Here is a 26418-nt window from a genome sequence, read left to right as displayed (position 1 = left end):
TCATACGGATGGAAGCCTACTCAGCAATCGATTTAGCAGGCCGTTGAAAAACGTAGGCGAGGCAGGCAAGACAAGGCGAAAACAGCCGAAAAAGCGCAGTTTACATGCTGTAAATGAGCATTTTGAGGCTGTTTTTAACGCAGTATTGCCAACGCAGGTAGTTTTTCAACAGCCTGTTAGGCCCGAACAAAAAATGTTCCTACAAGCCAGGACAACCTTAGCACCGCGGCTGGATCCCCGCCTTCGCGGGGATGACGGTAGCTGCGCCTTCGCGGGGATGACGGCGATGGATCATTCGAGGTCATTCCCGCGAAGGCGGGAACCCAGGCAGCGTCCCCCTCCGTCGCATCCCCTTCAGCACAGCAAAACTAGCTGGCGTACAGGTAAGCCTCAACATCCATCCCGGCATCACGCATCTGCGCCAGCTTGTAGCGCAGGGTACGCGGGCTGATGCCCAGACGCTCGGCGGCCTCCTTGCGACGACCGCGCTCGGCACGCAGGGTATCGATGATCACTTGAAACTCGCGACGGCGAAGGTCCTCGCCCAGCGCGCCGGAATCCACCGCAGCCGGCGGCTCGACCGGTTGCGTCATCGGCGGGGCCATACTCGGCACCACAGCCAGGTGCGGCACGGCGCTCTGCACCGTCTGACCTATGGGTGCGTGCAGGCATAGATCCTGCGCCTGTATCACCCCACCCTGCTGCAGAATCAGCGCACGTTGAATGGCGTTGTCCAGCTCACGCACGTTGCCCGGCCACTGATGCTGCACCAGGCACTGCGCTGCCGATTCTGACAAACGTACCGGTGCCTGATTCATTTTTTTGACGTGCTTGGCCAGGAGCCGCTCGGCCAACGGCAGGATGTCGGCAGGCCGCTCACGCAACGGCCGCCAGGCCAAGGGGAAGACCGACAGGCGATAGTAAAGATCCTCACGGAAACGCCCGGCCGCCACTTCGCCGGCCAGATCACGGTTACTGGTGGCCAGCACGCGAATATCCAGGTTGATCGGTTTGCGCGCCCCGACCCGCTCCACCTCACGCTCCTGCAGCACACGCAGCAACTTGGCCTGCAGCCCCAGCGGCATTTCGGAAATCTCGTCGAGCAGGATGGTGCCTCCGTCGGCCAACTCGAACTTGCCCGGCTGCGCGGTCACGGCACCGGTGAACGCGCCCTTTTCATGCCCGAACAAGGTGGCCTCAAGCATGTTGTCGGGAATCGCCGCACAGTTGATGGCGATGAAAGGCCCGGAGGCGCGCGGCGACTGCTGATGGATATAACGCGCCAGCACCTCCTTACCGGTCCCCGACTCACCCGTGATCATCACCGTCGAATCGCTCTGCGCCACGCGGGATGCCAGCTCCAGCAGCTGCACGCTGGCGGGCTCGAGCGCGACCGGCCCATCACGATCACCCGCCGTCAATTTTCCGAGCGCATGCCTGGCAACGAGTTCCAGCAGCGTGCGTGGCTCGAACGGCTTGACGAGATAATCGGCCGCCCCCTGGCGAATCGCATCCACCGCCCGCTCCACGGCACCGAAAGCCGTCATCAGCAACACCGGCAATTGCGGATAACGGCTACGAATCTGCGCCAGCAGTTGGTGCCCATCCATACCCGGCATATTGACATCGCTGACCACCAGCCCGAACGGCTCCTCGGTCAAGGCGACCAGAGCCGCCTCGGCACAATCGACCGCACGATAATCATGCCCGCCCAGGCACAGGGTATCGGCCAGGGCTTCGCGCAGGGCGCGATCGTCTTCAACCAACAGGACTTTGGCAGCCATGGATTACTCCTGATTCGAGTGAGGCGCTGCATCAAGCAGCGGCAAAGAAACGATGGCGCAGGTGCCACGACCTGCACGTGATTGCAGCAGCAACTGGCCCTGATGAGCACGCGCCACCGCCTTGACCACCGCCAGGCCGAGGCCGGTTCCGGTAGTCTTGGTGGTGAAGAAGGGCTCGCCCAGGCGCGCCAGGGTTTCCTGGCTCATACCCGGTCCGTTATCGCTGACGCATAGCCGTAACTGGCCACCGCGGCGATACAGATGAATCTTCAGGCGCGCATCGCGACCGGCCGCCTGAATGGCGTTGTCGATCAGATTGAGCACGGTGCCCACCAATGTGTCGCGGTTACACAACAACTCGCCATCGCGCGCATCGCACTGCCAGCGCACGGCCATGCCACCGACATGCGCGTCGGCAGCCGCTCGCAGCGCGTCGAACAGCGCTGAGGGCGACAGCCGATCCGGCAATGGCAGCTCGCCACGGGCGAAGATCAGCATGTCACGCACCTGGTTTTCCAACTCGTGCAGCCGCTCCTTCAAGCGCCCCGCGAAGCGCTGCTGCTGTTCGGCGGGTAGCACCTGCTCATTCAGATGACTGGCGTAGAGCAACGCAGCGGAGAGTGGCGTACGAATCTGATGGGCGAGAGAGGCGACCATGCGCCCAAGCGCCGACAGGCGCTCATGGCGAGAGAGCTGATCCTGCAGGCGACGGGTTTCCGTCAGGTCAGTCAAAAGCACGAGTTGCCCAGGCTCCCCGTGCAGGGATCGGGTGGCGATGGACAGACGACGACCATCGCGCATGGAAATTTCGTGACCATCGTCTTCGCGCGGCGCGAAGTTGCGCGCGATCACCTGGCGCCAGAGCATACCCACCAGTGGTTGGCCGAGTAGCGCACGCGCGACTGGGTTGGCCTCCCGCACGACACCCTGTCCGTCGATGACGATCACACCACCAGGCAGCAGGTCGAGCAGGCTTTGCAGGCGATGGGCCAGACGCTCCTTCTCCGCCAGTTCCTGCATACGCTGAGCACTGACCAGTGCTAGTTGCCCCTTCAGCTCATTGACCCGCGCCTCGAGCAGGCTATAGGACTCGCTGAGCTGGTTGGACATCTGATTGAACAGGGCAAAGGCCTGCTCCAGTCCTGCACGACTGGCTTGTTCGAGCGGCGCTGCAAGGCTTGGCTCGGCTGACTCGGTAGGACGAAGGTTGGCTTCCATCTGCTTCTCTCGTACGACGCACCGTCAGAAGACGGTCGGATACAAGAGCTTTAGCAATCCCCGTGCCTACTTTTTTGTTCTTATTTATCAACAACTTGAAAAAACAAAGCCGGAGCTTGCGTCAAAGCTCCGGCTTTCTTTGCGGCGTTAGGGATGTTCTGAAAAAGTTACTTACCGTCACTCCCGCGAAGGCGGGAGCCCAGGAGTTTCGCAGGTTCTGGATTCCCGCCTGCGCGGGAATGACGAGTTTTCCAGAGTTTCCTTAGCCTGAGGCTGAGAAATCAATCCTCGTCCTGACCATCCTCTTCGCGGCGACTCATACCGTACTTGCGCATCTTCTCGACCAGCGTGGTCCGTCGAATACGCAGGCGCTCGGCAGCACGGGCCACCACACCGCCAGCATCATCCAGCGCTTGCTGGATCAGCCCTTGCTCCAGATTACCGAGGTAGTCCTTCAGGTCCAGCCCCTCCGGCGGCAGCATGGCTGGCGTATCGAGGCCCGGCAGGCCGGCCATGATTGCCGCGCGCTCTTCCATCTCGTCACGCAGGCTGGCCGCAAGCTGCTCATCTTCGTCATCGACATGACGGAACTTCTTCGGCAACTCGCCCACCCCGATCACGCCATAGGGATGCATGATCGCCATACGCTCGACCAGGTTGGCCAGTTCACGCACGTTGCCCGCCCAGTCATGACGGCACAACGACATGATGGCGGCCGAGTTGAAACGAATGGAGCCGCGCTTCTCGTGCTCCATGCGCGAGATCAGCTCGTTCATCAGCAGCGGGATATCTTCGATACGCTCGCGCAGCGGCGCCATCTCGATCGGGAAGACGTTAAGGCGGTAATACAGATCCTCACGGAAACTGCCATCCTCGATCATCTTCTCCAGGTTCTTGTGCGTGGCGGCAATGATGCGCACGTCAGCAGTCTGCGTCTTGTTACTGCCGACGCGCTCGAAAGTGCGCTCCTGCAACACACGCAGCAGCTTGACCTGCATCGGCAGCGGCATATCACCGATTTCATCCAGGAACAGCGTGCCGCCATTGGCCAACTCAAAGCGCCCTGCCCGGCTGGTGATGGCGCCGGTAAAAGCACCCTTCTCATGCCCGAAGAGTTCGCTCTCGAGCAGTTCGGCCGGAATGGCCCCACAGTTGACCGGCACGAACGGCGCATCGCGACGCTTGGAGTGGTAATGCAGATTGCGCGCGACGACTTCCTTGCCGGTTCCGGACTCACCCAGGATCAGCACACTGGCCTCGGTATCGGCCACCTGCTGCATCATCTGCCGAACCTGCTGAATGGCACGACTGGTACCGACCAGGCTGCGGAACAGATTGGGCTCGCGCTGACGGCCACGATCACGCGCCTGGTCATACATCTCGCGATAAACCTGAGCGCGGTGCAAAGAGTCGAGCAGCTTGTTGTAGCTCAGCGGCATTTCCAGGCCGGTCAGCACACGCCGACGCAAGTCTTCCGGCCAATCGATAGCCGGCATCTCGCCAATGGTCAGCACCGGCAGGAATTCATCCCAGGCCACAATCTGCTTGGTCAGCTCCAGCGCCCCGCCCTTGGCGTCAACTTCGCCCAACAACACGCTGAGCACATCACGGCTGGACTCCAGCCCGGCAACGACATCACGCCAATCCGCGCTGCTGCAGCTCAGGTGCTCTTCGCCAAGGAAATTCAGGATGATCGCCAGTTCATGGCGACGGGCTGAATTGTCATCAATCAGGAGGATCTTGGTTTCACGCCACATCTTGAATAGGTCTGACTCGAGGAGTGAAAGAAAAGGCGCGCCATGGAATCGGCACAATCCAGCGACTGGCCACTAGTAAAGTCATTATTGTGGCTGCAGTCAATTTTATGACGTGTCTTTTCGCTATGGCAGTCACATCCCGGCCAAACAGGAAATAACCGCATGCAGACGATAAAAAGCCAGACTCACCTCACGGCGAGCCTGGCTTATGTTGCCCTGACGCAATAACCGGGAGCTTGACCCAACTCAGCCGAACAGGCGGTAAACCTGCGCGCCTTTACGCGACTGCTGCAGCTGCATGAGCTCTTCGCCGATCTTGCCCTGCTCCTTGCGGCACAGCTGAATCATGTCCTGGTACAGGTCCAGCAGCTCCTGCATGCAGGCACTCATGGCTTGCTGATCAAACTCCGGCTCAACCATCGCCTGGCTAACGATCGCACGGCACTGCAGATCCAGCTTGCCGATGGCCTCCCAATCGCGACCATCAAGCGCCTGGCGCAAGGCCGCACCGGTAGTCTGCAACTGCATAACGGATGCGTTCATGGGTAATCCCCCACCGGTTTCAGGCAATGCCATCCCAACCGGATTTGACTTGACGCAGCAGGCCGGCAACTTCATCCAAGCGCTGTGGGTCGTTGTGAATGTTGGCCTCAGTCAAGCGACGCATCATGTAGTCGTACAAGGCGTCCAGGTTAGCGGCTAGCTCACCACCGGCCTTCAGATCCAGCGCTTCGCGCAGGCCGCCGATGATAGCAACGGCCTTGCCGATCAACTCACCCTTCAGGGCAATCTGCTTACGCTCCAGCGCGCCACGCGCCTGGGCGATGCGATCCAACCCGCCCTCAAGGAGCATCTGAATCAGACGATGAGGACTGGCTTCTACAACCTGAGCGTTACGATTGACGTTCTGGTACTGACGAAGGGCGGCCATGGCGTTCATCTGGTTTTCCTTGCACAACGATAGCTGGGAGATGTCCTTTATATCGACGTGGTCCGGCATAACTTTAGGTGCCTCCAGCACACTTTTTTGCAGTGCGGGCGGTATCAGCAAAACCTGAAAACCTGGCAGCCCCCTGATCTACCAACAGCCCCGGCTAAGGCGTCAGAGCCCGGAGCAACTGGCAAATAAAGCAAAAAGGGCGCTGCGATACCTCTCGCCCGCGCGCCCTCACCTTAATAGCCGTAGATACGGCTTAATTGTCTTTCTGCGCAGCCATGGCATCGAATATCGAGGTCAGGCTGTTGCGCGTATTTTCCAGTTCGCCCAGCAAGGCATCCATCTTGTTGTAGCGGGAGTAGAGCGTCGTCTCCAGCGCTTCCATACGCCGGTTGAGATCGGTTTGCTGGTTATCCAGATCGCGCAGTGTCGAGTTCAGATTCGACTCCCGCGCCTCCAGAATACCGCCTCTCTTGGTGTAGCCCTCAACCAGCGAGCCCATACGCTCCAGCAAACCATCACTGCCAGTGAAAAACGAACGTATCACCTCAGGATCGGAGCTGGCTGCAGCTTCCAGGCGAGTGTCATCAATGGCCAGAGTACCGTCGGTCTGCGTCAGCACACCGAACTGCGACAAGGTACTGCCAGCACTCGACGGCTGCGACAAGGCATTGCGCACCGAGTTAAGCAGCGTGCGTACCGAGGCATCGCCAACCAGTGCCCCCGCATCGGTGACAGCACCATCCTGAGTGCTGACCTTGGTCAGCGCATTGGTCATGGTCAGCAGCGTGTTGTAGGCCGTTACGAAGGTCTGTATCGAGGACTGCAATTTATCGCTGTTGGAGCCGACCGTAATGGTGGTGGACGCATCATCCTCGCTCAGCAGCTTGAAGCTCAGACCACTGATCGCGCTACTCACCGTATTGGTCGCGCTGGTCATGGACAGACCATCCAGCGTGAACTTGGCATCCTGCGCCTTGGTGATATAACCGGCTCCGGTACCGGCCTGCTGCACGGTGCCGTCGACATCCAGACGCGCCAGACTGTCATTGCTGCCTGAAACACTGAGATCCGTGCCCTCGCCCATGGTTTCCGAGCTGAGCACCAGGCGCGAACCACTGGAGTCCGTGACGATGTTGGCGCTGATGCCTGCCGAGTTGGACAGCTGGGAATTGATACTGCTACGGATGTCACTGAGGCTGGCGCCCTCAGCAACACTTACGGTGTAGCTGGCTGACCCGAGGGAAATAGTCAGGCTACCTGAGGAAAAAGTGGTCGAAGCACCGTCTTCCATCACCTGAGAGGCGACCTTGGAGCCCTTCGCCAATTGCTCGACCTGCAGCTCATAGCTACCAGCCACTGCACCACTGCCGACAGTAACCGTTGCTACTTCACTCTTGGAAGAACTGCCAGACAGAGCGGCGAAACTGGAGGAAACACTGGTCAGGCTGGTGACCGAAGCCTGAAAAGTCTCCAGAGCGCTCTTGAGCGTACCCACTGCGGAAAGGGTGGTATTGGTCGTCGCAGCCAGACGCTCGATCTGACTCTGCTTGGGCGCTTTCTCGGCATCCACCAGCGAGGTAACCAGGCTGGAAATATCGAGACCGGAGCCCAGTCCGGTAATAGTGGAGCCCGCCATGGGACCTCCTTCGCTTGAATTCTGACGCGTTAGCTTGCTGCGCAATGCTTACGCAGGAATCAGGCCAGGATCAGGCTCGCGCTTCAAACAACAGGGTGCGAGCATCGTCGAGCTGTTCGGCGAGTCGCAAAGCTTCTTCGCTAGGAATTTGCCGGATCAGCTCTCCGGAATCCCTGGCGTAAACCTGTACGACCACCATGCCGCTACTGTCGTCAATCTCAAACTGCAGACTGCGATTGACGTTCTGCACATAGTCCTGAAGGTGGGCAACTGCCTCCTCCAGTTCAGCCGGATCCACCGGTGCGCCGGACTCACTGGGAGCGGCGACGACGGCAGACTGTTTTGGCGACTCTTCGGCAGTAGCCGGATTAGCGGCGGCCTGCTTCAGGTTACTACTGCCAAGCGCGTTAATGTCCATGGCTATTCACCCATACAAAGACGAGAGAGGCACTTGCGTACCCCTCCCGTGGTTTACCACCTCGCCCTTTGTTACTGCAGGAGGCTCAGTACCGAAGACGGCAACTGGTTGGCCTGGGCCAGGATCGCCGTAGAGGCCTGCTGCAGGGTCTGCTGCTTGGCCAGTTCGGCGGTTTCCGAAGCGAAGTCCACATCCCGTACACGGCTACGGGCAGAGGAAGCATTCTCGGCGATATTCTGCAGGTTGGAAACCGTGCTGTCGAAACGGTTCTGCACCGCACCCAGCTTGGCCCGCTCGCTGTCGATCTGCTGCATGGCACCGTCCAGTACCTGCACCGCAATCTGCGAACCTTCAACGCTGGAGATATCCAGGTTGCTGACGGTAGCGTCCTGGGTCACCGCAGTGTTGCTGCCAGCAGTCAGACCGAGCGACTCAAGGCCAGTACCGGATGCGCCATCTGCAACGGTGAAGTCCTTGTCAGAAGACAGGGTCAGGGTCCCCTCGTCATTAACACTTGCAGTCACACCCGTACTGGCAGTGTTGATCGAAGTGACGATGCTTTCCAGAGTAGCACCAGCAGAGAAGCGAACCTCAGTGCCATTGAAGCTTACCGAAGTCCCCTCAGTAAGAGTTGCATCAGTGGTTCCAGCAGTCAGACCCAAGCGCGACAGCGAACCGGCAGAGTTGTCGGACAGCTCAATTGCCTTGCCATCTGCAGAGGTCAGCTGCAGACGACCATTGGTAACAGAGGCGGTAACACCAGTGCTGTCAGTGCTTTGATTCAAAGTATTGGCAATAGCTTCCGCGTCGGAACCACTCCGCAAATCGATGGTTTCACCATTGAGGTTGATCGATGCGCTACTGGACAGTTTGCCATCTGCATCACTAACTGGCGCACCAACTACACGAACAAGGCCGCCATTATTTGCGCTAGTCAGCGGGGTACCATCAGCAACAGTATCAAGCCCCAGAGCAGCAAAGCCACCATTATCACCTTCACCGATAGTAAAACTATCACTCGAAGTCAGCTTGATACCCAGATCAGTAGTCCCGCCGTTGGTAGAAACCTTCTCAGCAGTAACACCCGCACCTGCAGCATTAATTTTATCAATTACACTATCAATTCCCTCACCAAGACTCAGATCAATGGTCTTACCATTGATAACCAACTGATCATTACCATCCGTTGGCGCAGTGTATGCATACACCGCCTCGGCATCTTTTGCAGTCGCAACCTCTGTAGTGCCCTTGGCATTGTTCAGACCGAGGCTAGTCAGGAGAGTAGTATCACCGTCGATGGTGATATCTTGAGTGGAGTCCAAGGTAAGAACAGTTGCGGCGGCAGCACCTGACGTAGCAGCATTGACGTCGATCCCAGCATCTTGAATACGCTGAGCAATGCTTGCCATTGTGTCGCTAGTCAGAACACTGATTTCTACATCATTAATTTTAAAGCTAGTATTAGACGCAACAGGCCAACCAGCAGCAGTGGTATCAACGGCACTACCAGTGACTTTAGCCTGCCCAACGGTCGAAGGCTGGAAAGTAATTGCAGTTGTGTTAGCGCCAAGCCCCAATGCCAGAGTACCGGTACTAGCATCACCAATAGTAATAGCACCCTTAGCGTCCAGCTTAAGCTCACCATCATCAATACTGGCTGTTACGCCTGTATCAGCAGTCTTGTCATTGATACGCTGAACGACTGCCTCCAGATCATCTCCAGCCTGGAAGGTGATGGCTGCTGTATTATTATAACCACTGGAGTTAAGAACCAACGTCTTGCCAGCAACACCGCTCTCATTAAAGTTCTTACCGGTCACTTCAGTGCGACCGCTAGCAGCCACTGCATAACTATCAGTATCAGCAGTAAAGCCAAGAGTCTTAGCACCAGAAATCTCAATGCTATTATTCGAAGTCAATACCAGCTTGCCATTATCCTGACTTGCCGTAACGCCGGTGTAATCCGTCTGCTTATTGATGTCATCAATGGTATTAGCGATAGCACCACCAGTCATGGTGATATTTACGCCATTCAAATTAATTACAGAACTTGCAACCACAGTACCGTAAGCTCCGCCTTCCAGAGTAACTGGTTCAGTGCTGGACGTATTGGCAGCGCCAATTGATGTTCCGGTAACCGAAGCACTCATACCCAGCTGTGCAGTGCCCACGCTGCTGGCGTTGCTATAGCTACCTTTAAGGTCTTTTGCAGCAACGCTGCTGAGGCTGAAGGAAACGGTTTGGTTGGCGTTAGCGCCAATCTGGAAGCTGGTGCTGCTGAACGAGCCATCCAGTACGTTACGACCACCGAAGGAGGTGGTGCTGGCGATACGGGTCAGTTCGCCGGACAGCGCAGTGAATTCCTGCTGCAGGGAGGCGCGGTCTTCATCGCTGTTCGAGCCGTTGGCCGATTGCAGGGCCAGTTCACGCATACGTTGCAGCAGGTTGGTGGATTCCTGCATGGCGCCTTCAGCGGTCTGGGCGATGGAGATGCCGTCGTTGGCGTTCTTCACGGCAACGTTGAGGCCGCTGACCTGGTTGGTCAGGCGGTTGGCGATCTGCAGGCCGGCGGCATCGTCCTTGGCGCTGTTGATCTTCAGGCCGCTGGACAGGCGCTGCATGCTTTCGCTCTGCTTGGCCGAGGCGGCGTTCAGATTTTTCTGTACGTTCAGGGAAGTGATGTTGCTGTTTACAGTCAGTGCCATGATGGCGTCCTCCGAGGACTAGCGTGTTTGCCTGAGCTTGCGACCTTGGGTGGGCTTGGCCCAGGCACCCAGTAAGTTCGCATTCGAGATTTTTATCGGCGCTTGAGCAGGAAGCTTTAGGCTTTTTTTCACCTCCGAATCGATATTTTTTTCTTATTTCGCATCAAGTACTTAGGGTTAAAAACCGGCCTCACGACGTAAATCTGGCGCCATTTGCAAACCTCTGCAGGGCATTGCCCGGCATCCGCCACGCGCAGCGGGAACGCTGCTGGTCAGCGCCAGGGGCGGCGATCGTGCGCGCCGTGCAGCAGGAACAGGCCGACTCGGCCCATGTGGCGACGGGCCTGGAATTTACTGCGCTGAACGAGTAGGAGCGCCTGGCCTTGATTGGTGTGGTGCATCAGAACCTTCCCTAATCTGCCCGATGATCGGCGGCGCACCGCCCTGCCCACGCGCAATCAGAGCTTGTTGAACAAGCTCAGCTTGCTGATCTTGCTGAAGGCCAGTTGCGCCGCCTCAAGGATGGTGGCCTGCTGGTTCAGTTCGATGATTGCCTCGGTCGGATCGGCATCGCGAATGGCCGACTGCAGGGTCTCGTTGCTCAGGCGCATGGTTTCGTTCTCGGTGGTCAACGAGGTGGCCACATTGAGCCGGGAACCTACCGACGACTGCGTGCTGAAGACCCGGCTCATGCCGTTGTCCAGATTGCTGATTGCCGCCGCCAGCGACTCGCGCAGATTGATCGCCGCTTCTTCGTCACCATCCACAGGCCGCAGCAGGGTCTGGCGCAACTGCGAGATGGTGTCGAGGATGCTCTGCGACTCCCGGCTCTTGGGCTGCACGCTGAACTGATCATAGGTCTGCGGCGCACTGGCCAGCGAGACATCGACCCCCAGCACATTGAAGGTGGCCGGATAGCTCGCCACCGTGCCAGTAGCAAGCGGCGTACTGTTGGCCGTCAGCGGCGCGGCATGAATCTCGTAGTCGGTGCCGCTGGTGAATTGCACCAGTACGCCATTACCGGGGAAACGCGCGTCATAGGTCGCGCTATCGGTGACCGAGCCGCCGGTCATCTGCACGGTGGAGGCATTGCCCGCCAGCCGCCCGAGAGAGAAGCCCTGCTCGACCGTACCAAAGCTGAAGGTATAGCCGCCGAACAGTTCATCGAGATTCTCACCATCGAGACTGCCCAGCGAATCGAGGTGCATCTCCACGCCACGCAGGGTAAACGCGAAGCCGCCTTCCTGAGCAGCATCGTAGTTGCCCAGCCCCGAAACCTCCGCGGTGATATCGTCACCGCTGCTGTCATAGACGGCGAACTGACTACCGTCAATAACCTTCAGGCTGTAGGGAGAACCGTCACGAAAATCCTCGCCGTAGGCGAGGCTATCGGTGATAAGCCCCTGTGACAGGGTCAGACGCGGCGAATCCTGCTCGCCGAAAGTAAAGCTCTGTCCATTGAGCAAAGCCCCCAGTTCGGTTGAAGTCAGTGCCGAGTCGCCCTGCTGAAAGGCCAGGTCCAGCTCCATCTCCACCCCGTTGACGGTCACCGTGGTGCTGCCCTCGGCCAGAGCGAAGCTGCCCGTGGCCACGGCAGTGCCACCGCCATCGTTGACGCTGTAGTTGCCCGCATCATCGACCGTCAGTGTGTAAGGCACGCCGGCCTCGAAACTGGCGTCGTAGGTAGCCTGATCGACAATCTGCGGGCGACTCAAGGTCAGACGGGAAACCTGCCCCGCCGGCGGCGTGCCGACTGGCTCGGCCAGTGCTGCAGCAGTCAGGCTCGATTCGGTGCGCGTGGAACTGGGGATGTCATAGAACGCACTCCAGCCGTTGTCGCCCGTGGCCAGGGTCAGCGATGTGGAGACCTGCAGGCTGAGCTGGTTCTGATCGCCCTGGTAGGTGTAGCTGCCATCGGCATTGCGCAGAAAAGGCTGCGTGGAGCTGTCCGAGCCGGCAAACAGATAGCGGCCGGCGGCGTCCTTGCTGTTCATCAGCCCGTAGAGTTGCAGCTCGACCTGCTCCAGTTCATCGGCAACGGCCTGGCGATCCTCGTCGCTGTAGGCCCCGTTACCGGCACTGAGCGCCAGCTCACGGGCGCGCTGCAGCACATTGGTGACGGTGCTGAGGATCGCGTCTTCCTGCATCAGGCTGTCGCTGGCACTGCCCAGGTTGGTGTTGTACTGCTCAAGCAAGGTGTCTTGCTGCTGCAACTGCAGCAGGCGCGCCGCGCCGACCGGGTCATCACCGGCCGTCTGGATGCGCTGGCCACTGGAAACCTGCTCGTAAGCCTTGTTGACGTTGGAGTACAGGCGCTGCTGGCTGGTGATGCCGCCGTTGAAGACCTGGGATGTGGAAATTCGCATGGCGACCTCGACTGCGCTCCGTTAGAAGGAGTTGATCAGGGTATTGAAGATGGTCTGCGCGGTCTTAATGATCTGCGCAGAGGCGTTGTAATACTGCTCGAACTTGATCAGGTTGGCTGCCTCTTCATCCAGGTTGACCCCCGACAACGACTCGCGCGCGGTGTTGGCCTGGGTCAGCACCGCATCGGTAGCCGTTGCATCCAGCCGAGCCTGCGAGGTCTTCGCGCCAACACCGCTGACCAGCTGGCTGTAGCTGTCGTTGAAGCTGACCGTGCCGCCGATGGTCTTGGCCGTTTGCAGGTCGAGCATTTCCAGAGCATTACGGTTATCGCTGCTGTTAGCTGCCGTCAGGTTCAGGCTGAAGCTGTCACCGGCCACCGGCGCTCCAGAAAAAGGCACCTCGACCGTAAAGGTATTCGGCGCGCCGGCATCGAACTTGAGGGTATTACTCTGCCCGGGAATGATCGTGTCACTGGCCAGTGCGTTGCCGTCACGGTCATACAGGGTGTAGTTGGAGGCGTCGGTAAAGACCAGCTTGATCGGCGCTGCCGCCTGCAAGGCCGCCTGGCTGTTGCTGTCGAGGGTGCTGACAACACTGGGATCACCGATCTGCCCGGTACCGACATTGCCACTGGTAGCCGCCGCATTGAGCGGCGCCGCCAAGCCCAGCGCGCTGCTGTCGGTCAGGGTGACCGCCATGGCGCTGGCGGCTCCCGTGGTCGGATTGAGGGTGAAGCTGTCGCCGGCGGCAAAGGTATAGGACGCATCGGCGCCGATGAACATGCCGTCGATACTCAAGCCAGCCGGCAGCTGCCCAGTGACCTCGGTGCCATCGGGTAGCTGGCGCACGGTGAAATCGGTCGCCGAAGTGAAGCGCACCTCATAGTCACTGGTGGTCAGCGCGCTGGTGCTGTCGATACGCACGGACAGGTTGCCCGAGGTCGGATCGTTGGTGGTCGACGCGACGCTGCGCTGACTCATCAGGTTGCTGCTGTTGATATCGCTGAACAGCGCCGAGCCGAAGTTGCCGTTGAGGTCAATGCCCTGCGCCAGCTGGGTGTTGAACTGGTCGGAAATGGCCAGCGCCATGCGGCCAAGCTCGGCCTTGGTCGGTTCCAGCACATCGCTGCGATAACGCAGCAGGCCACCGATCTCACCGCCGGAGGTGACATCGGTCACGTCGATGGTCGTGCCGCCGCCGACCGTCAGCTGCAGCCGGTAGTCGTCGTCGGTAGAACCTGGCACGGCCTCCAGAGTCGAGGAACGATTGCCGACTACCAGCGGCTGGCCGGAGCCCATGTAAACGCTATAGCCGCCGTCCTGCTGCGAGACACTGACCGAGACCAGCTCGGCCAGTTGGCGCACCGCCTCATCGCGCGCATCGAGCAGGTCATTGGGCGTGGTGCCGTTGGCGCTGAGCTGCATGATCGACTGGTTGTAGCCGGCAATCGAAGACGACAGGGTATTGACCCGATCGGCAAGGGTTACCAGCTGGTCATTGACGTAGGTGGTCTGATCATTGAGCTGCGCCGCCATGGTATTGAAGCGGTTGGTCAGCCCCTGTGCGGAGCTGAGCAGCAGATCGCGCGAGGAAACATCGGCTGGGCTGTTGGACAGCGTCTGCAGGTTGCTGAACAGCCCCGAAAGCTGAGTCGTCAGCCCGGTGGAGCTGTCTGACAGCAGGGAATCGATCTGACTGATCTGAGTCAGGTAGGTCTGCGACTCGCTATTGAGCGACGTGGTGGTACGTACCTGTGTATTGAGGTAGTCGTTGTAGACCCGACGCACCTGATCCAGGGTCGTGCCGCTGCCGATATAGTTAAGGCCGTTGAGGGTCGCCGGCGCCGTGACCTGGATGGTCTGCTGGCGGGTGTAGCCGGCCGTATCGGCGTTGGCGATGTTATGCCCTGTCGTGCTCAACGCCGCCTGGCTGGCGTTGAGACCACTGAGGCCGATGGAAATCAAACTAGCCATTGCTACGCACCTCTCCTACGCTGGCGATGGCCTCGTAGGTCTGCATCTTGCGGGCGATCTGGCTGATCTTGCGCGCGTAGTTGGGGTCGGTGGCGTAGCCGGCCTGCTGCAGTTCCTTGACGAAACGCTCGGGATTTTCGGTGCTATTCAGGGCCTTTTCGTAGCGACCATTGTTCTGCAGAAAGCTGATGTAATCCTCGAAGCTATGGGCGTAGGACTCATAGGCACGGAAGCTGGCCGCCTCCTTGACCGCCTTGCCACCTTTGTATTCCGTGGTCAGCACGCGGGCCGACTCACCCTCCCAGCTACCGTGGGACTTGATGCCGAACAGGTTGTGGCTGCTCTCGCCATCGCGGGTGCGGATGATCGACTTGCCCCAACCGGTTTCCAGCGCGGCCTGGGCCACCAGGTAACGCGGATCGACACCGATCTTCTCGGCAGCGGCTTCCGCCATCGGCAGCATGGTGGCGACGAATTCCTGCGGTGAGCTGAATGCGGCTTTGCCCGGCGCCAGCGGCGGTTGAGCAATACGACGGCCCGTCAATGCATCACTGTTGCCAAGGCTCAGGCCGCGATCCTTGGGCGCGGCGCTGGCCTGCGCCGGAATCCAGTCATTGCCGGCCAGGGTCTTGCCCTCGCCCTCTGCAGCCGATGGCACGATACCGGCCAACAGGCGATCTGCCAGTTTGCCCGGCACGGACAGGCGACGGCGATTGAGCAGCGCCACGTCATCACGGAAGCCTTCGCTGCTGGCGACCTTATCGGCTTTGGCTTCGCTCGACGTAGCAACCGGTTGCTCGATTTGCGCGAAGGGATTGGGCCGGCTCGACGGTTGCTTGATCTTCGACATCTGCCGCACCAGCACATCAGCCAGACCGATACCGCGCCCTTCCTTGGAGAGCGTCACCGCCAGTTGCTGGTCGTGCATGTCCTGATAGGTCTTGCTCTCGTTGCTGTTCATGAAGTTGCCCTCGCCGAACGCGGCGTTGGCCGAACGCATGGCCTTGAGCATTTCATTCATGAACAGCGATTCGAACTCCTGCGCGACCTTGCGGATGTTCTGCTCGGTATCGCCGCCTACCTTGAACTGGTTGAGGCGATTCAGATCGGTGAACGCACCGCTGTCGACCGGGCTTTTGCCGTTGCCGAGCAAACCGGCTGAGAGTCGAGAATCCATAGCGGCAATCCTCCTCAGATCACGATCAGGTCAGCCTGCAGAGCGCCGGCTTGCTTGAGCGCCTCCAGGATGGCCATCAGATCGGAAGGTGCCGCGCCCACCTGATTCACCGCACGCACGATCTCGTCCAGGCTGGTACCGGGGCCGAACTTGAACATCGGCTTGGCCTCTTCCTCGGCGCCCACGCGAGAGCGCGGCACCACAGCCGTCTGCCCGCCGGAGAATGCCTCGGGCTGGCTGACGATGGGGTCTTCGGTGATGGTCACGGTCAGGCTGCCGTGCGTCACTGCAGCCGGCTGTACCTTGACGTCCTGGCCGATAACGATGGTGCCGGTGCGCGAGTTGATGATGACCTTGGCCACCGCTTTACCTGGCTCGACCTGCAGGTTCTCCAGAATCGACAGATAGTCGACGCGCTGATTCGGGTCGAGCGGCGCGCTGACGCGAATCGAGCCGCCATCGATGGCCTGGGCCACGCCAGGGCCAAGCAGGTCGTTGATTTGATCGACGATATTCTTCGCCGTGGTGAAGTCGGGGCGGTTGAGGTTCAAAGTCAGGTAATTGCCCTGATCGAAACCACTCGGCACTGGACGCTCGACGGTAGCCCCGCCAGGGATGCGCCCGGCGGATGGCACGTTGACGGTGATGCGCGAACCATCGGCGCCGCTGGCATCGAAGCCACCCACTACCAGATTGCCCTGAGCAATGGCGTAGACGTTGCCGTCGATGCCCTTGAGCGGCGTCATCAGCAGGCTGCCGCCACGCAGGCTTTTGGCGTTACCGATGGAGGAAATGGTGATGTCGATGGTCTGCCCCGGCTTGGCGAACGGTGGCAGCTCGGCATGCACCGACACCGCAGCGACGTTCTTCAACTGCACGTTGCCACCTGGCGGCACCTTGATGCCGAACTGCGCCAGCATGTTGTTGAAGGTCTGTACGGTGAACGGAGTCTGGGTGGTCTGGTCGCCAGTGCCGTTGAGGCCAACCACCAGGCCGTAGCCGATCAACTGGTTACTGCGCACGCCCTGGATGGAGGCCAGATCCTTGAGGCGCTCGGCCTGGGTCGGCAGGCTCAGCAGCAGGCAACCGAGCATGGTTGCCAGCAACAGCCAGTCGTTGGCGCCACGACGACGATAGCCGCGATGGACGGCGGCGAATTGCCGGCGGCAGGAGCTTGCCTGCACCGGCAACGTTTTACCTGCGGGCCACAATATCCGCAGGAGCGAGCCAGGCTCACGAACCGCGCTCGACTTGAAAGCTTCGCGAGCAGAGCTCGCTCCTACATGATTCATCTCCATTCCCCTGATCAGAACGGCCACATCGGGCTGAGGAAGAAGCGGCTCAACCAACCCGGCTGACTGGCGTCGGCGAAGGCGCCAGTCCCGGAATAGGTGATGCGCGCATCGGCAACCCGAGTGGACGACACGGTGTTGTCAGTGGAGATGTCGTCGGCACGCACCAGCCCGGAGATACGCATCAGCTCATCGCCAGTATTGAGCGTCATCCACTTCTCGCCACGCACGGCCAGAATGCCGTTGGGCAGCACTTCAGCGACGGTCACGGTGACCGAGCCAGACAGGCTGTTGCTCTGCCCTGCCTGACCAGAACCGGAGGCATCACGCTGGGAGTTCCAGCTCGAATCCAGGCTCAGATTGTTGTTGGTCATGCCCAGCGCGCTGAGGCTGCGCAGCGGGTTGTCCGGTGCAACGGCCATGCCGAACAGGTTGGGCACACCCATTGTGCCGCTGCTGTCCTTCTGGATATTGCTGTTGGCGTTCTTGCTGGCCTGAGTGCGCTCATTGAGCGTGATGGTGATGATGTCACCCACGCGAAATGCCTTGCGGTCGTCATACAGGCCATTCTCGAAACCCGCCTGATAGATCGAACCGTTGTTCTGTGCAGCCGGCAACGGCGTGCGCGGCAATACCGGCGCGTAATAGGGATCGTCCGGCTTGACTGTCGGCGCCACGCAACCGCTGCTGAGCAGCACGCCAGCCAACAAGGGGAAACAGAGAATTTGCCGGTTCATAACCACTACCTCGCGGCGTTCACAACAGTGTCAAAAATCAGAGGTTCTGCGTCACGAAGGACAGCATCTGATCGGCGGTGGAAATCACCTTGGAGTTCATTTCGTAAGCGCGCTGGGTGGTGATCATGTTCACCAACTCCTCCACCACGCTGACGTTGGAGTTTTCCAGAGTGTTCTGCAGCGTGGTACCAAGGCCATTGAGGCCCGGGTTGCCCACCTGCGGCGCGCCGCTGGAACCGGTCTCCAGGAACAGGTTGTTACCGATGGCTTCCAGGCCTGCCGGGTTGACGAAATCAGCCAACTGCAGATTGCCGATGATCTGCGGCTGCGGGTTGCCAGCCGTGGTCACCGAGACAGTGCCGTCTTCGCCGACAGTGAAGGTGCGCACTTCGTTGGGCAGCACGATTGCAGGCTCCAGGGCAAAGCCCTGAGAGGTGACGATCTGCCCATCGGAGTTGAGGTGAAAGCTGCCATCACGGGTGTAGGAAACGGTGCCGTCGGGCTGCAGGATCTGGAAGAAACCACGGCCATTGACCGCCAAGTCCAGCGGCTGCTCGGTTGTTTGCAGGCTACCGGCGGTGAAGATCTTCTGCGTGCCGACCACGCGCACACCGGTACCCAGTTGCAGGCCGGAGGGCAGTTCGCTGTCCTGACTGGACTGGCCGCCTGGCTGACGACGGATCTGATAGAGCAGATCCTCGAATTCCGCGCGATCACGCTTGAAGCCGGTGGTCGCCACGTTGGCCAGGTTGTTGGAAATGGTGGTCAGGTTCATGTCCTGAGCGGACAAACCGGTCTTGCTGACCCACAGTGCCGGAAGCATATCGTTTCTCCTCGGGCGCCGGTTTTACGGCGCCGCGTGCTGGTAGTTAGCTAATTTGCAAAACCCGCGCCATGGCCGACGAGTTGTCCTCGGCGGTACGCATCATCTTCACCGACAGCTCGAACTGGCGGGACAGGGAGAGGATGGCGGTCATCTCTTCAACGGCGTTGACGTTGCTCGCCTCGAGGAAACCCGACGTCACCTGAACGGTTGCATCGGCCTCTACCTCGGGCTGCCCCTTCACGCGGATCAGGCCATCGGTGCCCTTCTCCATGCTTTTCGGATCAGGGTTGACCAGCTTGATGCGATCGACTTCAGCCAATACGTTGGGGTTTTCGCCAAGGGCACGAATGCTGATGGTGCCGTCCTGGCCGATCTCCACCTTCTGCTCCGGCGGCACGGCAATCGGCCCGGCGTTGCCCATCACCGGCAAACCATTGCCGGTGCGCAGCATGCCCAGCGCGTCGATGTTCAGACTGGCGGTGCGAACGTAAGCCTCGCTGCCATCGGGCGCCTGTACGGCGATCCAGCCTTTGCCGCCGATGGCCACGTCCATGTCGCGCCCCGTCTCCTGCAGCGTCCCCGGACGGAAGTCCGTGGCCGGCCGCTCGGTCATGGCGAACACGCGCGCGGGATAGCTTTCACCGAACAGCGGCATGGAGCGCGCCTGCTCGAAATCCCGGCGGAACCCCGAGGTGGAAACGTTCGCCAGGTTGTTGGCATGGGCGCGCAGGCTCAGCGTGTTGTTCTGCGCTCCGGTCATGGAGACGTACAGCATCTTGTCCATGGTCATTCTCCGGTTTGGGCGACAGCCCCGTGACTCGTTAGCACCTACCAAGCAATCGTCATGCCACCTCTAACAATAAAGTCAAGCGATTGATTTATAAGAACTTTACAAATAACCAAGCAACAAAAAACCGTCACCCGGCAACGAGTTGCCGTCAACCAACACAAGGGAGATGAGAAATTTTGGCGGTGAGCCGCAAGAGAGGAATGCCCAACAGGCAAAACAAGATGACGACCACAGGCAGCGACATGCCTGTGGTCGTCAGGAGACTTAACGCATGTTGATGATGGTTTGCGAGATCGCGCTCTCGGTTTCAATGGTCTTGGCGTTGGCCTGGTAATTACGCTGAGCCACGATCAAGTTGACCAGTTGTGCGGTCAGATCGACGTTGGAGTCCTCAAGCGCACCGGAGCGAATACCACCGAGCAGTCCCGCCCCTGGAACCCCGGCAGCCGGCTCACCGGAAGCAAAGGTTTCTTTCCACTTGGTACCACTGATCGACTCCAATCCCTGCTCATTGGCAAAGGATGCCAGCACTACCTGACCGATCACCTTGGATTGGCCGTTAGTGTAGGTGGCGAACAGCTTGCCGCTGTCATCCACAGACAGCCCTGACAGCTGGCCAGCCGCATAACCGTCCTGACTGATACCACTGCTGTTGACACCAAAGGTGCTGTTGGTCTGACGCGTGCCAGCAATATTCAGACTCAAGGTTCCCGGAACCCCTGCAGACGCCCCACTACCCTCGGCACCGTTGGCCTGCCAAACCCCATTCACTTCGACAGCAGGCACCCAGTCACCGATGTCGACAGTCGCCGGACTCGGATCGATCAGCGCCCCCGTGCTATTGAACTCCAGCGGCGTGTCCTCCGGGGTAGTCAGCGTCGGATCCGCCGGATTACGCCCATTGATCAGGGTGTATATGGTCCACTGGTTATTGTCGTCCTTGACGAAGTACTGCATCAGGCTGTGGGTATTGCCCAGCGAATCGTAGATATCAGAGCTGGTCGACCAGTTGTAGCTGGCCGAATCCGCCGGATCGAAAGGATGCGCCGCACCATCGATTACCGCTGCCGACGAGTTCAATGTATAGGCGCCCGTCACGGTTCCGGTTGCCTGCGCCGGCTGCCCTTCGGAGTCCACCTGCAGATTGCGCAGCTGACCAGGAATGATGTTGCCGCTGGCATCGGTTTCCGAATAACCCTGCAGCACATCGCCCGCCGAGTTGACGACCAAGCCATCCTTGTCGGTGTAGAACCCCCCCGCACGGGTGTAATAGGTATCGCCACCGTTATTGACGATGAAATAGCCGCCACCATCGATCGCCAGGTCCAAGCCACGGCTGGTGGAGGTGATGTTACCGCCAGTCATCTGCTGCGAGACGCTAGAGGTCACGCCGCTGCCAGCCGTACGCTGCCCTGCCCCCAGCATGGAGTTCAGGTAGACATCGGCGAACTCGGCGCGCGAAGACTTGAAGCCGGTGGTGGCAACGTTGGCAATGTTGTTGCCGGTTACGTTGAGATCGGTGCTGGCAGCATTGAGGCCGCTGAGCGCAACATTGAAAGACATATGATTACTCCCTGCCGGTCAACCGGCGATCAATCGGCAATGGCCTGGACTTTGGAAAGCGCAAGGCTGCCGAGGCCGGCAAGATTGAGCATCAGCTCACCGCCCGACGAATTGATGGTCACACTGCTGACCGTCGCCGGCAGATAGGTTGTCAGCGCCGTGTTTTCACCACCGATACCGGCCGTAGCCTTGAAGGTGTAAGTACCGGAGGACTGCAATTCGCCTGACTCGTTGGTGCCATCCCAGTCGAACGAGTAGGTGCCCGCCGAGAGACTGCCCAAAGAAATGGATTTCACCAGCGAGCCGTTTGCGTCATAGACGCCGACCGTGACGTTACTGCCGGCATTCGGCAACACCAGCGAGCCGCTCAGGCCGCTACTGGTATCGACTTGGGTACTGCCTGCCTCGACGATGACCGAGCGCCCCACCAGAGAGGAAGCCTGCAGCGCCTGCACGGACTGATAACTGCTGTAGATCGCATCGGTCGTATCCGAGAGGTTCTGCATACTCTCCAGGCTACTGAACTGCGCCAACTGCGACACGAACTCGGTATTGTCCTGCGGATCCAGAGGATTCTGATTTTTCATCTGCGTGACCAGCAACTGCAGAAAGGCATCGCGCCCCAGCGCCGAACTCTCAGAGCTGGATGTACTGCTGGTGTCTTTGTAGCTGTAGGCCGACAGTACACTGGAAGATGTATTGACAGTGCTCATTCAGTCTCTCCTTACTGACCCAGCGTCAGCACGCGCTGCAGCATCTGTTTGGCGGTATTCATCATTTCAACGTTGGTCTGGAAGGCGCGACTGGCAGAGATCATGTCGGCCATTTCCTCGACCACGTTGACGTTCGGGTAGTAGACGTAGCCGTCGGCATTGGCCATCGGATGATCCGGCTCGTAGCGCGGCATCAGGCTGCTCTGATCCTCGATCACGCCGAGCACCTGCACGCCACGGCCGGCTTCGTCCTGCTCGGCGAACAGCGAGCCACGGTCGCCGCCCTGTGCCTGCTGGAACACGGTGGCGAACACCGGATGGCGCGCGCGGTAGGTCTGATCCAGACTCGAGGACACGGTCTCGGCGTTGGCGATGTTGCTGGAAATGGTATTGAGGCGAGTGCTCTGGGCGCTCATGCCGGTTCCGGCGATATTGAAAACACTGGCAAGGGACATGATCGCGCTCCTTATTCGCCGCGCAGGGCTGCAGTCAGCCCTTTGAATTTGCTGTTGAGGAAGGTGAAGCTGGCCTGAAACTGCACGGCGTTCTCGGCGTAGTTGGACTGCTCGATCTGCAGGTCAACGGTGTTCTGGTCCAGCGAGGCGTGGAACGGCGTGCGGTAAGGCAGCTCAGCTTCACCACTGCTGACGCCTTCGGCCGGAATGTGGCGGCTATCGGTGCGGTTCAGGGAAACGCCACCGCGCTGCATGCGATTGCTTTGCTCGGCCAGGACGCTGGCGAAGTCCAGATCGCGAGCCTTGTAGTTCGGCGTATCGGCGTTGGCGATATTGTTGGCCAGCACCTCGGCGCGCTGGGCGCGAAAGCCGAGGGCCTGTTCGTGAATACCGAGTGCTCTGCCGAAGTTGATGCTCATGTTCCGAACCTTTGCCGCTTGGGCCATGTGGTCACTGTTGTGAGCTATTCAGCAAAGGCTGTGCCAATTTATTTAATTCAATAAAATCAATACGTTAATAGCAATCAAGCGGAAAAATAACGGCAAAGCGGCAAGGCTTTACCGCCTACGGGCAAGCAAGCGGCAAAGCCAACCGGACGGATTGCCGCCCCGCCGAACCCTGGGGCGCGCGATGCGCATCGGTTCTTCTGCACCAGGCCAAACCGCTGGTGCCTACGGCGAAACCTATCCGATCGGGCCCATGGTTTTCAGAGTCCAGAAACGCAAACGGGAGGCCAAAGGCTAATGCTGATCAGATAAGTTCGTCACCACCCCCTCCTACTTGCAGTAGAGGGGCGTTTTTCGTAGGAGCCAGCTTGCTGGCGATGCTTTTTATGGCGGATCGCCGGCAAGCCGGCTCCTACAAAGATCGAGTGCAACGGCTTAACTGACTGGCATTAGGCCAAAGGCCTCCCGCTGCTGATACCAAACATGCCTTGCGCCTATTTGGCCTTGTAGATGATCCCCGGGCTGCACTGCACCATCTGGTACTTGTCCGGCAGGCCATTGAGCGCTTCGGAGGCGCCAAGGAACAGATAGCCACCCGGCTTGAGGGTGGCATGGATGCGCGTCAGGATGTCCTTCTTCACTTCTGCCGAGAAGTAGATCAGCACGTTGCGGCAGAAGACGATGTCGAACTTGCCCAATGCCGCGTAGCTATCCAGCAAGTTCAGTGGGCGAAACTCGACACGGCTCTTGATAGGCGCCTTGACCTGCCAACGCCCTGGCCCCTTGGGGTCGAAGTAGCGCTGCAGTCGCTCCTGCGAAAGCCCGCGCCCCATGGCCAGGCTGTCGTATTCACCGGACTTGCAGTTGGCCAGCATCGAAGGCGAAAGATCGGTGGCGACGATCTGCACACCTGCCTTGAGCTGACCGAGGTTGGTACGCTCGAACTCATCGATGGCCATCGACAGCGAGTATGGCTCCTGCCCGGACGAGCAGGCGGCCGACCAGATACGCAGGCGCTGCCCCGGGTAGGCCTTGATCAACTCCGGCAGTACACGGCTCTTGAGCACCTCGAAGGGATAGGTGTCGCGAAACCACAGGGTCTCATTGGTGGTCATGGCATCCACCACCTGCTCGCGCAACCCGCCTCGCGGCTGGCTCTGCATGCGCTGCACCAGCTCGCCCAGGGTCTTGATGCCGTTCTGTTCCATCAACTTGTTCAGACGGCTGGAGACCAGGTACTGCTTGTTGCTGCCAAGCAGAATACCGCAGGCCTTTTCCAGGAAGGTCCGGAACTGCTCGAAATCCAAATTACCTGAAGACACTAGTGCCGCCTCTGCAACCATAACGTTCGCCGAAGGTTACCCTTCAGCACCCATCCGATACACGAATGCGATCGACCACCCGCGCCGCCAGATCATCTGGCTTGAACTTGGCGAGGAAGTCGTCAGCGCCGACCTTCTTCACCATCGCCTGGTTGAACACACCGGAAAGCGAAGTATGCAGGAGGATATGCAGCTTCTGCATGCGCGGATCGCTACGAATCTCCGTGGTCAGCGTATATCCGTCCATCTCGGGCATCTCGATGTCGGAAATCAGCATCAGCAGTTCCTTGTCGGGATTATGCCCCTCGTCCGCCATTTTCTTGAGGTAATTGAGCGCCTCACGACCATCGTTCAACGCGGTAACCTCAACGCCGACTGTCTGCAGGCAGCGCGAAACCTGTTTGCGCGCCACCGAAGAGTCATCGACGATCAACACATGCTTGGTCACCGCCTGACTCTGCACCTCATCATCGATGACGCCAGCGGATATCACTTCCGAGGTCGGCGCAACTTCGGCAAGAATCTTCTCAACATCGATGATCTCGACCAACTGCTGGTCGAGCCGCGTGACTGCTGTCAGGTAGTGATCGCGTCCAGTGCCCTTGGGTGGCGGATGGATCTCCTCCCAGTTCATGTTGACGATACGTTCGACCGAGCGCACCAGAAAACCCTGAACCTTGGTGTTGTACTCGGTGATGATCACGAAGCTGGTCTTCAGATCTTCCAGTGCGGCACGGCCGGTAGCGATGGAAAGATCGAGAATCGGAATGGTGCCCCCGCGAATGTTGGCCACACCCCGTACCACCGGACTGGATTTGGGCATGATGGTGAGTTTCGGGCATTGCAGCACCTCTTTCACCTTGAATACGTTGATACCGTAAAGCTGTGGGCCTTCCAGGCGGAACAGCAACAACTCCAAGCGGTTCTGTCCCACCAGCTGAGTGCGCTGATTAACCGAATCCATCAACCCGGCCATGCCCGGACTCCTTCTTATCCAGTAACGCCTACCCCGTTGAGCCTAGCAGGCGGCACGGGGCTTGCTTTGCATTGCTTATGAAGCAGAGAACGTCATCATTCCGTCAGCTACTGGCAAAGTGCCTTGCCCCTTTGCCCGTTTTACTCGCTTTGCCGACACTCGGCTACAGCGCTACGGCGGCTGCCACCTTCACCAGCACTGAACAACTTATCGGCGCCACCGAGGCCTTTCTTGAGCAGGCGACCACTGAATATCTACATCGTAGCGAAATTCAGGGCCGCCATGAGATTCGCGTCAACCGTCTCGACCCACGGTTACGCCTGCCTCTGTGCGATCAGCCGCTGACCACCACGCTGGAAAGCCCGGCGCAGCCGCTGGGCCGTGTCACTACGCGCGTGCGCTGTGACGGCAGCGCTCCGTGGACAGTATTCGTACCCGCTGAAGTGCGCTTGTATCGCCCCATTGTCGTACTGACTCGCCCGCTCAAGCGCATGAGCGTAGTCAAAGCTACGGATTTGAGCCTGGTTGAACGCGATGTCGGTCAATTGGGTCAGAACTTTCTGACCGACCTGAATCAGGCGATCGGCAAGAAATTGACGCGCCAGCTCGGCAGTGACCAGATTCTTTTGTCTACCCACCTGCAAGTAGCCGAAGTCATTCGTCGAGGCGATCAGGTGGTGATCAGCGCTCGCGGCGCTAGCGTGAGTGTCCGTATGCCCGGCGAAGCCCTGACCGACGGGGCCCCGGGCGAGCAGATCAACGTGCGTAACCTACGCTCGCAGCGAGTGGTTCGCGCTCGTGTAGTCGGGCCAGGGCAAGTAGAAGTATCAATGTAGGCATGTTTCTTGTAGCGCAAAGGTCTGGCGATTCCCTACACTACTTAACGACGCGATGAAATTAATCCTAAAGTTTTCCTGGCAGCAGCCGAGAAGCATGGCAAGCGTCCACCATATCGTCCGAGGTTCTGCATCATGGTCATCGACTTTAACCGGCTGAACAATGCCAATACGCCCGCCAATGCGGGACGTACCGGCGCGACTCAGGCTGGCAATCGCAATGAGTCGGCACAGCCGAACCAGGCGCCTGTCACCGGTAACGATGAACAAACCAACGCCAAGAGCGGCGAATCGGTGCAACTGAGCCGTGAGGCACAACAGTTGCAAGCAATCGGCGAGAAGCTGCGTGATCAGCCCATCGTCAACAAGGAGCGTGTGGCCCAGCTGAAACAGGCCATCGCTGATGGTAGCTATCAGGTCGACAGCAAACGCGTCGCCCAGAAACTGCTCGACTTCGAATCCCAGCGCTAGTCTCAGGGCTGCGCTG

The 26418-nt window shown here is 59.3% G+C and carries 24 protein-coding genes; 2 read left to right on the top strand and 22 right to left on the bottom strand.

Annotated features, from left to right (window positions below; translation table 11 throughout):
* Nucleotides 1-368: 368 nt before the first annotated feature.
* The 22 genes from fleR to DBO86_RS18605 form a co-directional block, all read right to left on the bottom strand.
* Entirely contained in the window at nucleotides 369-1784 is a 1416-nt protein-coding gene (gene fleR / locus DBO86_RS18705; protein ID WP_108234501.1) for a sigma-54-dependent response regulator transcription factor FleR, read from the bottom strand.
* Nucleotides 1785-1787: 3 nt separating this feature from the next.
* Nucleotides 1788-3002, bottom strand: a complete 1215-nt coding sequence (locus tag DBO86_RS18700; protein WP_108234500.1) for a sensor histidine kinase — start codon at nucleotides 3000-3002, stop codon at nucleotides 1788-1790.
* A 281-nt stretch (nucleotides 3003-3283) separates the two neighbouring features.
* A complete protein-coding gene (locus DBO86_RS18695; protein WP_108234499.1) occupies nucleotides 3284-4759 on the bottom strand; it encodes a sigma-54 dependent transcriptional regulator in 1476 nt (491 codons plus the stop codon).
* Nucleotides 4760-5005: 246 nt separating this feature from the next.
* On the bottom strand, nucleotides 5006-5302 hold the full coding sequence (gene fliT / locus DBO86_RS18690) for a flagellar protein FliT (RefSeq protein ID WP_108234498.1): 297 nt from the start codon (nucleotides 5300-5302) through the stop codon (nucleotides 5006-5008).
* Nucleotides 5303-5321: 19 nt separating this feature from the next.
* Nucleotides 5322-5699, bottom strand: coding sequence for a flagellar export chaperone FliS (fliS, locus tag DBO86_RS18685; RefSeq protein ID WP_108234497.1), 378 nt, complete (start codon nucleotides 5697-5699; stop codon nucleotides 5322-5324).
* Between the two features lie 253 nt (nucleotides 5700-5952).
* Nucleotides 5953-7335 carry a flagellar filament capping protein FliD gene (gene fliD, locus DBO86_RS18680; RefSeq protein ID WP_108234496.1) on the bottom strand — a complete coding sequence of 461 codons (1383 nt, stop codon included), beginning with the start codon at nucleotides 7333-7335 and terminating at the stop codon, nucleotides 5953-5955.
* Nucleotides 7336-7405: 70 nt separating this feature from the next.
* The gene (locus DBO86_RS18675; RefSeq protein ID WP_108234495.1) at nucleotides 7406-7753 is read right to left on the bottom strand and encodes a flagellar protein FlaG; all 348 of its coding nucleotides are present in this window, start codon (nucleotides 7751-7753) and stop codon (nucleotides 7406-7408) included.
* Between the two features lie 71 nt (nucleotides 7754-7824).
* Nucleotides 7825-10458: a flagellin N-terminal helical domain-containing protein gene (locus tag DBO86_RS18670; RefSeq protein WP_108234494.1), complete on the bottom strand. Its 2634-nt coding sequence runs from the start codon at nucleotides 10456-10458 to the stop codon at nucleotides 7825-7827.
* A gap of 272 nt (nucleotides 10459-10730) precedes the next feature.
* Complete coding sequence (locus DBO86_RS27075; protein ID WP_279630301.1) at nucleotides 10731-10859, bottom strand: hypothetical protein; 129 nt, start codon at nucleotides 10857-10859, stop codon at nucleotides 10731-10733.
* Nucleotides 10860-10916: 57 nt separating this feature from the next.
* Nucleotides 10917-12824 carry a flagellar hook-associated protein FlgL gene (gene flgL / locus DBO86_RS18665; RefSeq protein WP_108234493.1) on the bottom strand — a complete coding sequence of 636 codons (1908 nt, stop codon included), beginning with the start codon at nucleotides 12822-12824 and terminating at the stop codon, nucleotides 10917-10919.
* A gap of 21 nt (nucleotides 12825-12845) precedes the next feature.
* Nucleotides 12846-14798: a flagellar hook-associated protein FlgK gene (gene flgK / locus DBO86_RS18660; RefSeq protein WP_108234492.1), complete on the bottom strand. Its 1953-nt coding sequence runs from the start codon at nucleotides 14796-14798 to the stop codon at nucleotides 12846-12848.
* Nucleotides 14791-15975, bottom strand: a complete 1185-nt coding sequence (gene flgJ / locus DBO86_RS18655; RefSeq protein WP_108234491.1) for a flagellar assembly peptidoglycan hydrolase FlgJ — start codon at nucleotides 15973-15975, stop codon at nucleotides 14791-14793. Before flgJ ends, flgK begins: the two co-directional genes overlap by 8 nt.
* 14 nt (nucleotides 15976-15989) lie before the next feature.
* A complete protein-coding gene (locus DBO86_RS18650; protein ID WP_108234525.1) occupies nucleotides 15990-17069 on the bottom strand; it encodes a flagellar basal body P-ring protein FlgI in 1080 nt (359 codons plus the stop codon).
* Between the two features lie 212 nt (nucleotides 17070-17281).
* Nucleotides 17282-18004 carry a flagellar basal body L-ring protein FlgH gene (gene flgH, locus DBO86_RS18645; protein WP_108234490.1) on the bottom strand — a complete coding sequence of 241 codons (723 nt, stop codon included), beginning with the start codon at nucleotides 18002-18004 and terminating at the stop codon, nucleotides 17282-17284.
* Nucleotides 18005-18041: 37 nt separating this feature from the next.
* Nucleotides 18042-18827: a flagellar basal-body rod protein FlgG gene (flgG, locus tag DBO86_RS18640; protein WP_099523159.1), complete on the bottom strand. Its 786-nt coding sequence runs from the start codon at nucleotides 18825-18827 to the stop codon at nucleotides 18042-18044.
* A 46-nt stretch (nucleotides 18828-18873) separates the two neighbouring features.
* Complete coding sequence (locus DBO86_RS18635; RefSeq protein ID WP_108234489.1) at nucleotides 18874-19614, bottom strand: flagellar basal body rod protein FlgF; 741 nt, start codon at nucleotides 19612-19614, stop codon at nucleotides 18874-18876.
* 270 nt (nucleotides 19615-19884) lie between these two features.
* Complete coding sequence (gene flgE, locus DBO86_RS18630) at nucleotides 19885-21183, bottom strand: flagellar hook protein FlgE (RefSeq protein WP_108234488.1); 1299 nt, start codon at nucleotides 21181-21183, stop codon at nucleotides 19885-19887.
* 29 nt (nucleotides 21184-21212) lie between these two features.
* On the bottom strand, nucleotides 21213-21896 hold the full coding sequence (locus DBO86_RS18625; protein ID WP_108234487.1) for a flagellar hook assembly protein FlgD: 684 nt from the start codon (nucleotides 21894-21896) through the stop codon (nucleotides 21213-21215).
* Between the two features lie 11 nt (nucleotides 21897-21907).
* Nucleotides 21908-22351 (bottom strand): flagellar basal body rod protein FlgC, encoded by a 444-nt coding sequence (flgC, locus tag DBO86_RS18620; protein WP_013714948.1) that lies wholly within the window; start codon nucleotides 22349-22351, stop codon nucleotides 21908-21910.
* 11 nt (nucleotides 22352-22362) lie between these two features.
* Nucleotides 22363-22770, bottom strand: a complete 408-nt coding sequence (gene flgB, locus DBO86_RS18615; RefSeq protein WP_108234486.1) for a flagellar basal body rod protein FlgB — start codon at nucleotides 22768-22770, stop codon at nucleotides 22363-22365.
* Nucleotides 22771-23291: 521 nt separating this feature from the next.
* On the bottom strand, nucleotides 23292-24119 hold the full coding sequence (gene cheR / locus DBO86_RS18610) for a protein-glutamate O-methyltransferase CheR (protein WP_039964674.1): 828 nt from the start codon (nucleotides 24117-24119) through the stop codon (nucleotides 23292-23294).
* A gap of 43 nt (nucleotides 24120-24162) precedes the next feature.
* Complete coding sequence (locus tag DBO86_RS18605) at nucleotides 24163-25095, bottom strand: chemotaxis protein CheV (RefSeq protein ID WP_108234485.1); 933 nt, start codon at nucleotides 25093-25095, stop codon at nucleotides 24163-24165.
* 77 nt (nucleotides 25096-25172) lie between these two features.
* Between DBO86_RS18605 and flgA the strand changes: the two genes are divergently transcribed.
* Both flgA and flgM read left to right on the top strand, forming a co-directional pair.
* Nucleotides 25173-25931, top strand: a complete 759-nt coding sequence (gene flgA, locus DBO86_RS18600) for a flagellar basal body P-ring formation chaperone FlgA (RefSeq protein WP_108234484.1) — start codon at nucleotides 25173-25175, stop codon at nucleotides 25929-25931.
* 135 nt (nucleotides 25932-26066) lie between these two features.
* Complete coding sequence (gene flgM, locus DBO86_RS18595; RefSeq protein WP_017679132.1) at nucleotides 26067-26402, top strand: flagellar biosynthesis anti-sigma factor FlgM; 336 nt, start codon at nucleotides 26067-26069, stop codon at nucleotides 26400-26402.
* Nucleotides 26403-26418: the final 16 nt, after the last annotated feature.

It is taken from the genome of Ectopseudomonas oleovorans (genome assembly GCF_003052605.1).
GTDB classification, from domain to species: domain Bacteria; phylum Pseudomonadota; class Gammaproteobacteria; order Pseudomonadales; family Pseudomonadaceae; genus Aquipseudomonas; species Aquipseudomonas oleovorans_A.
Note: the sequence above shows the minus strand (reverse complement) of the source record. Positions and strands in the feature narration are given on the sequence as shown.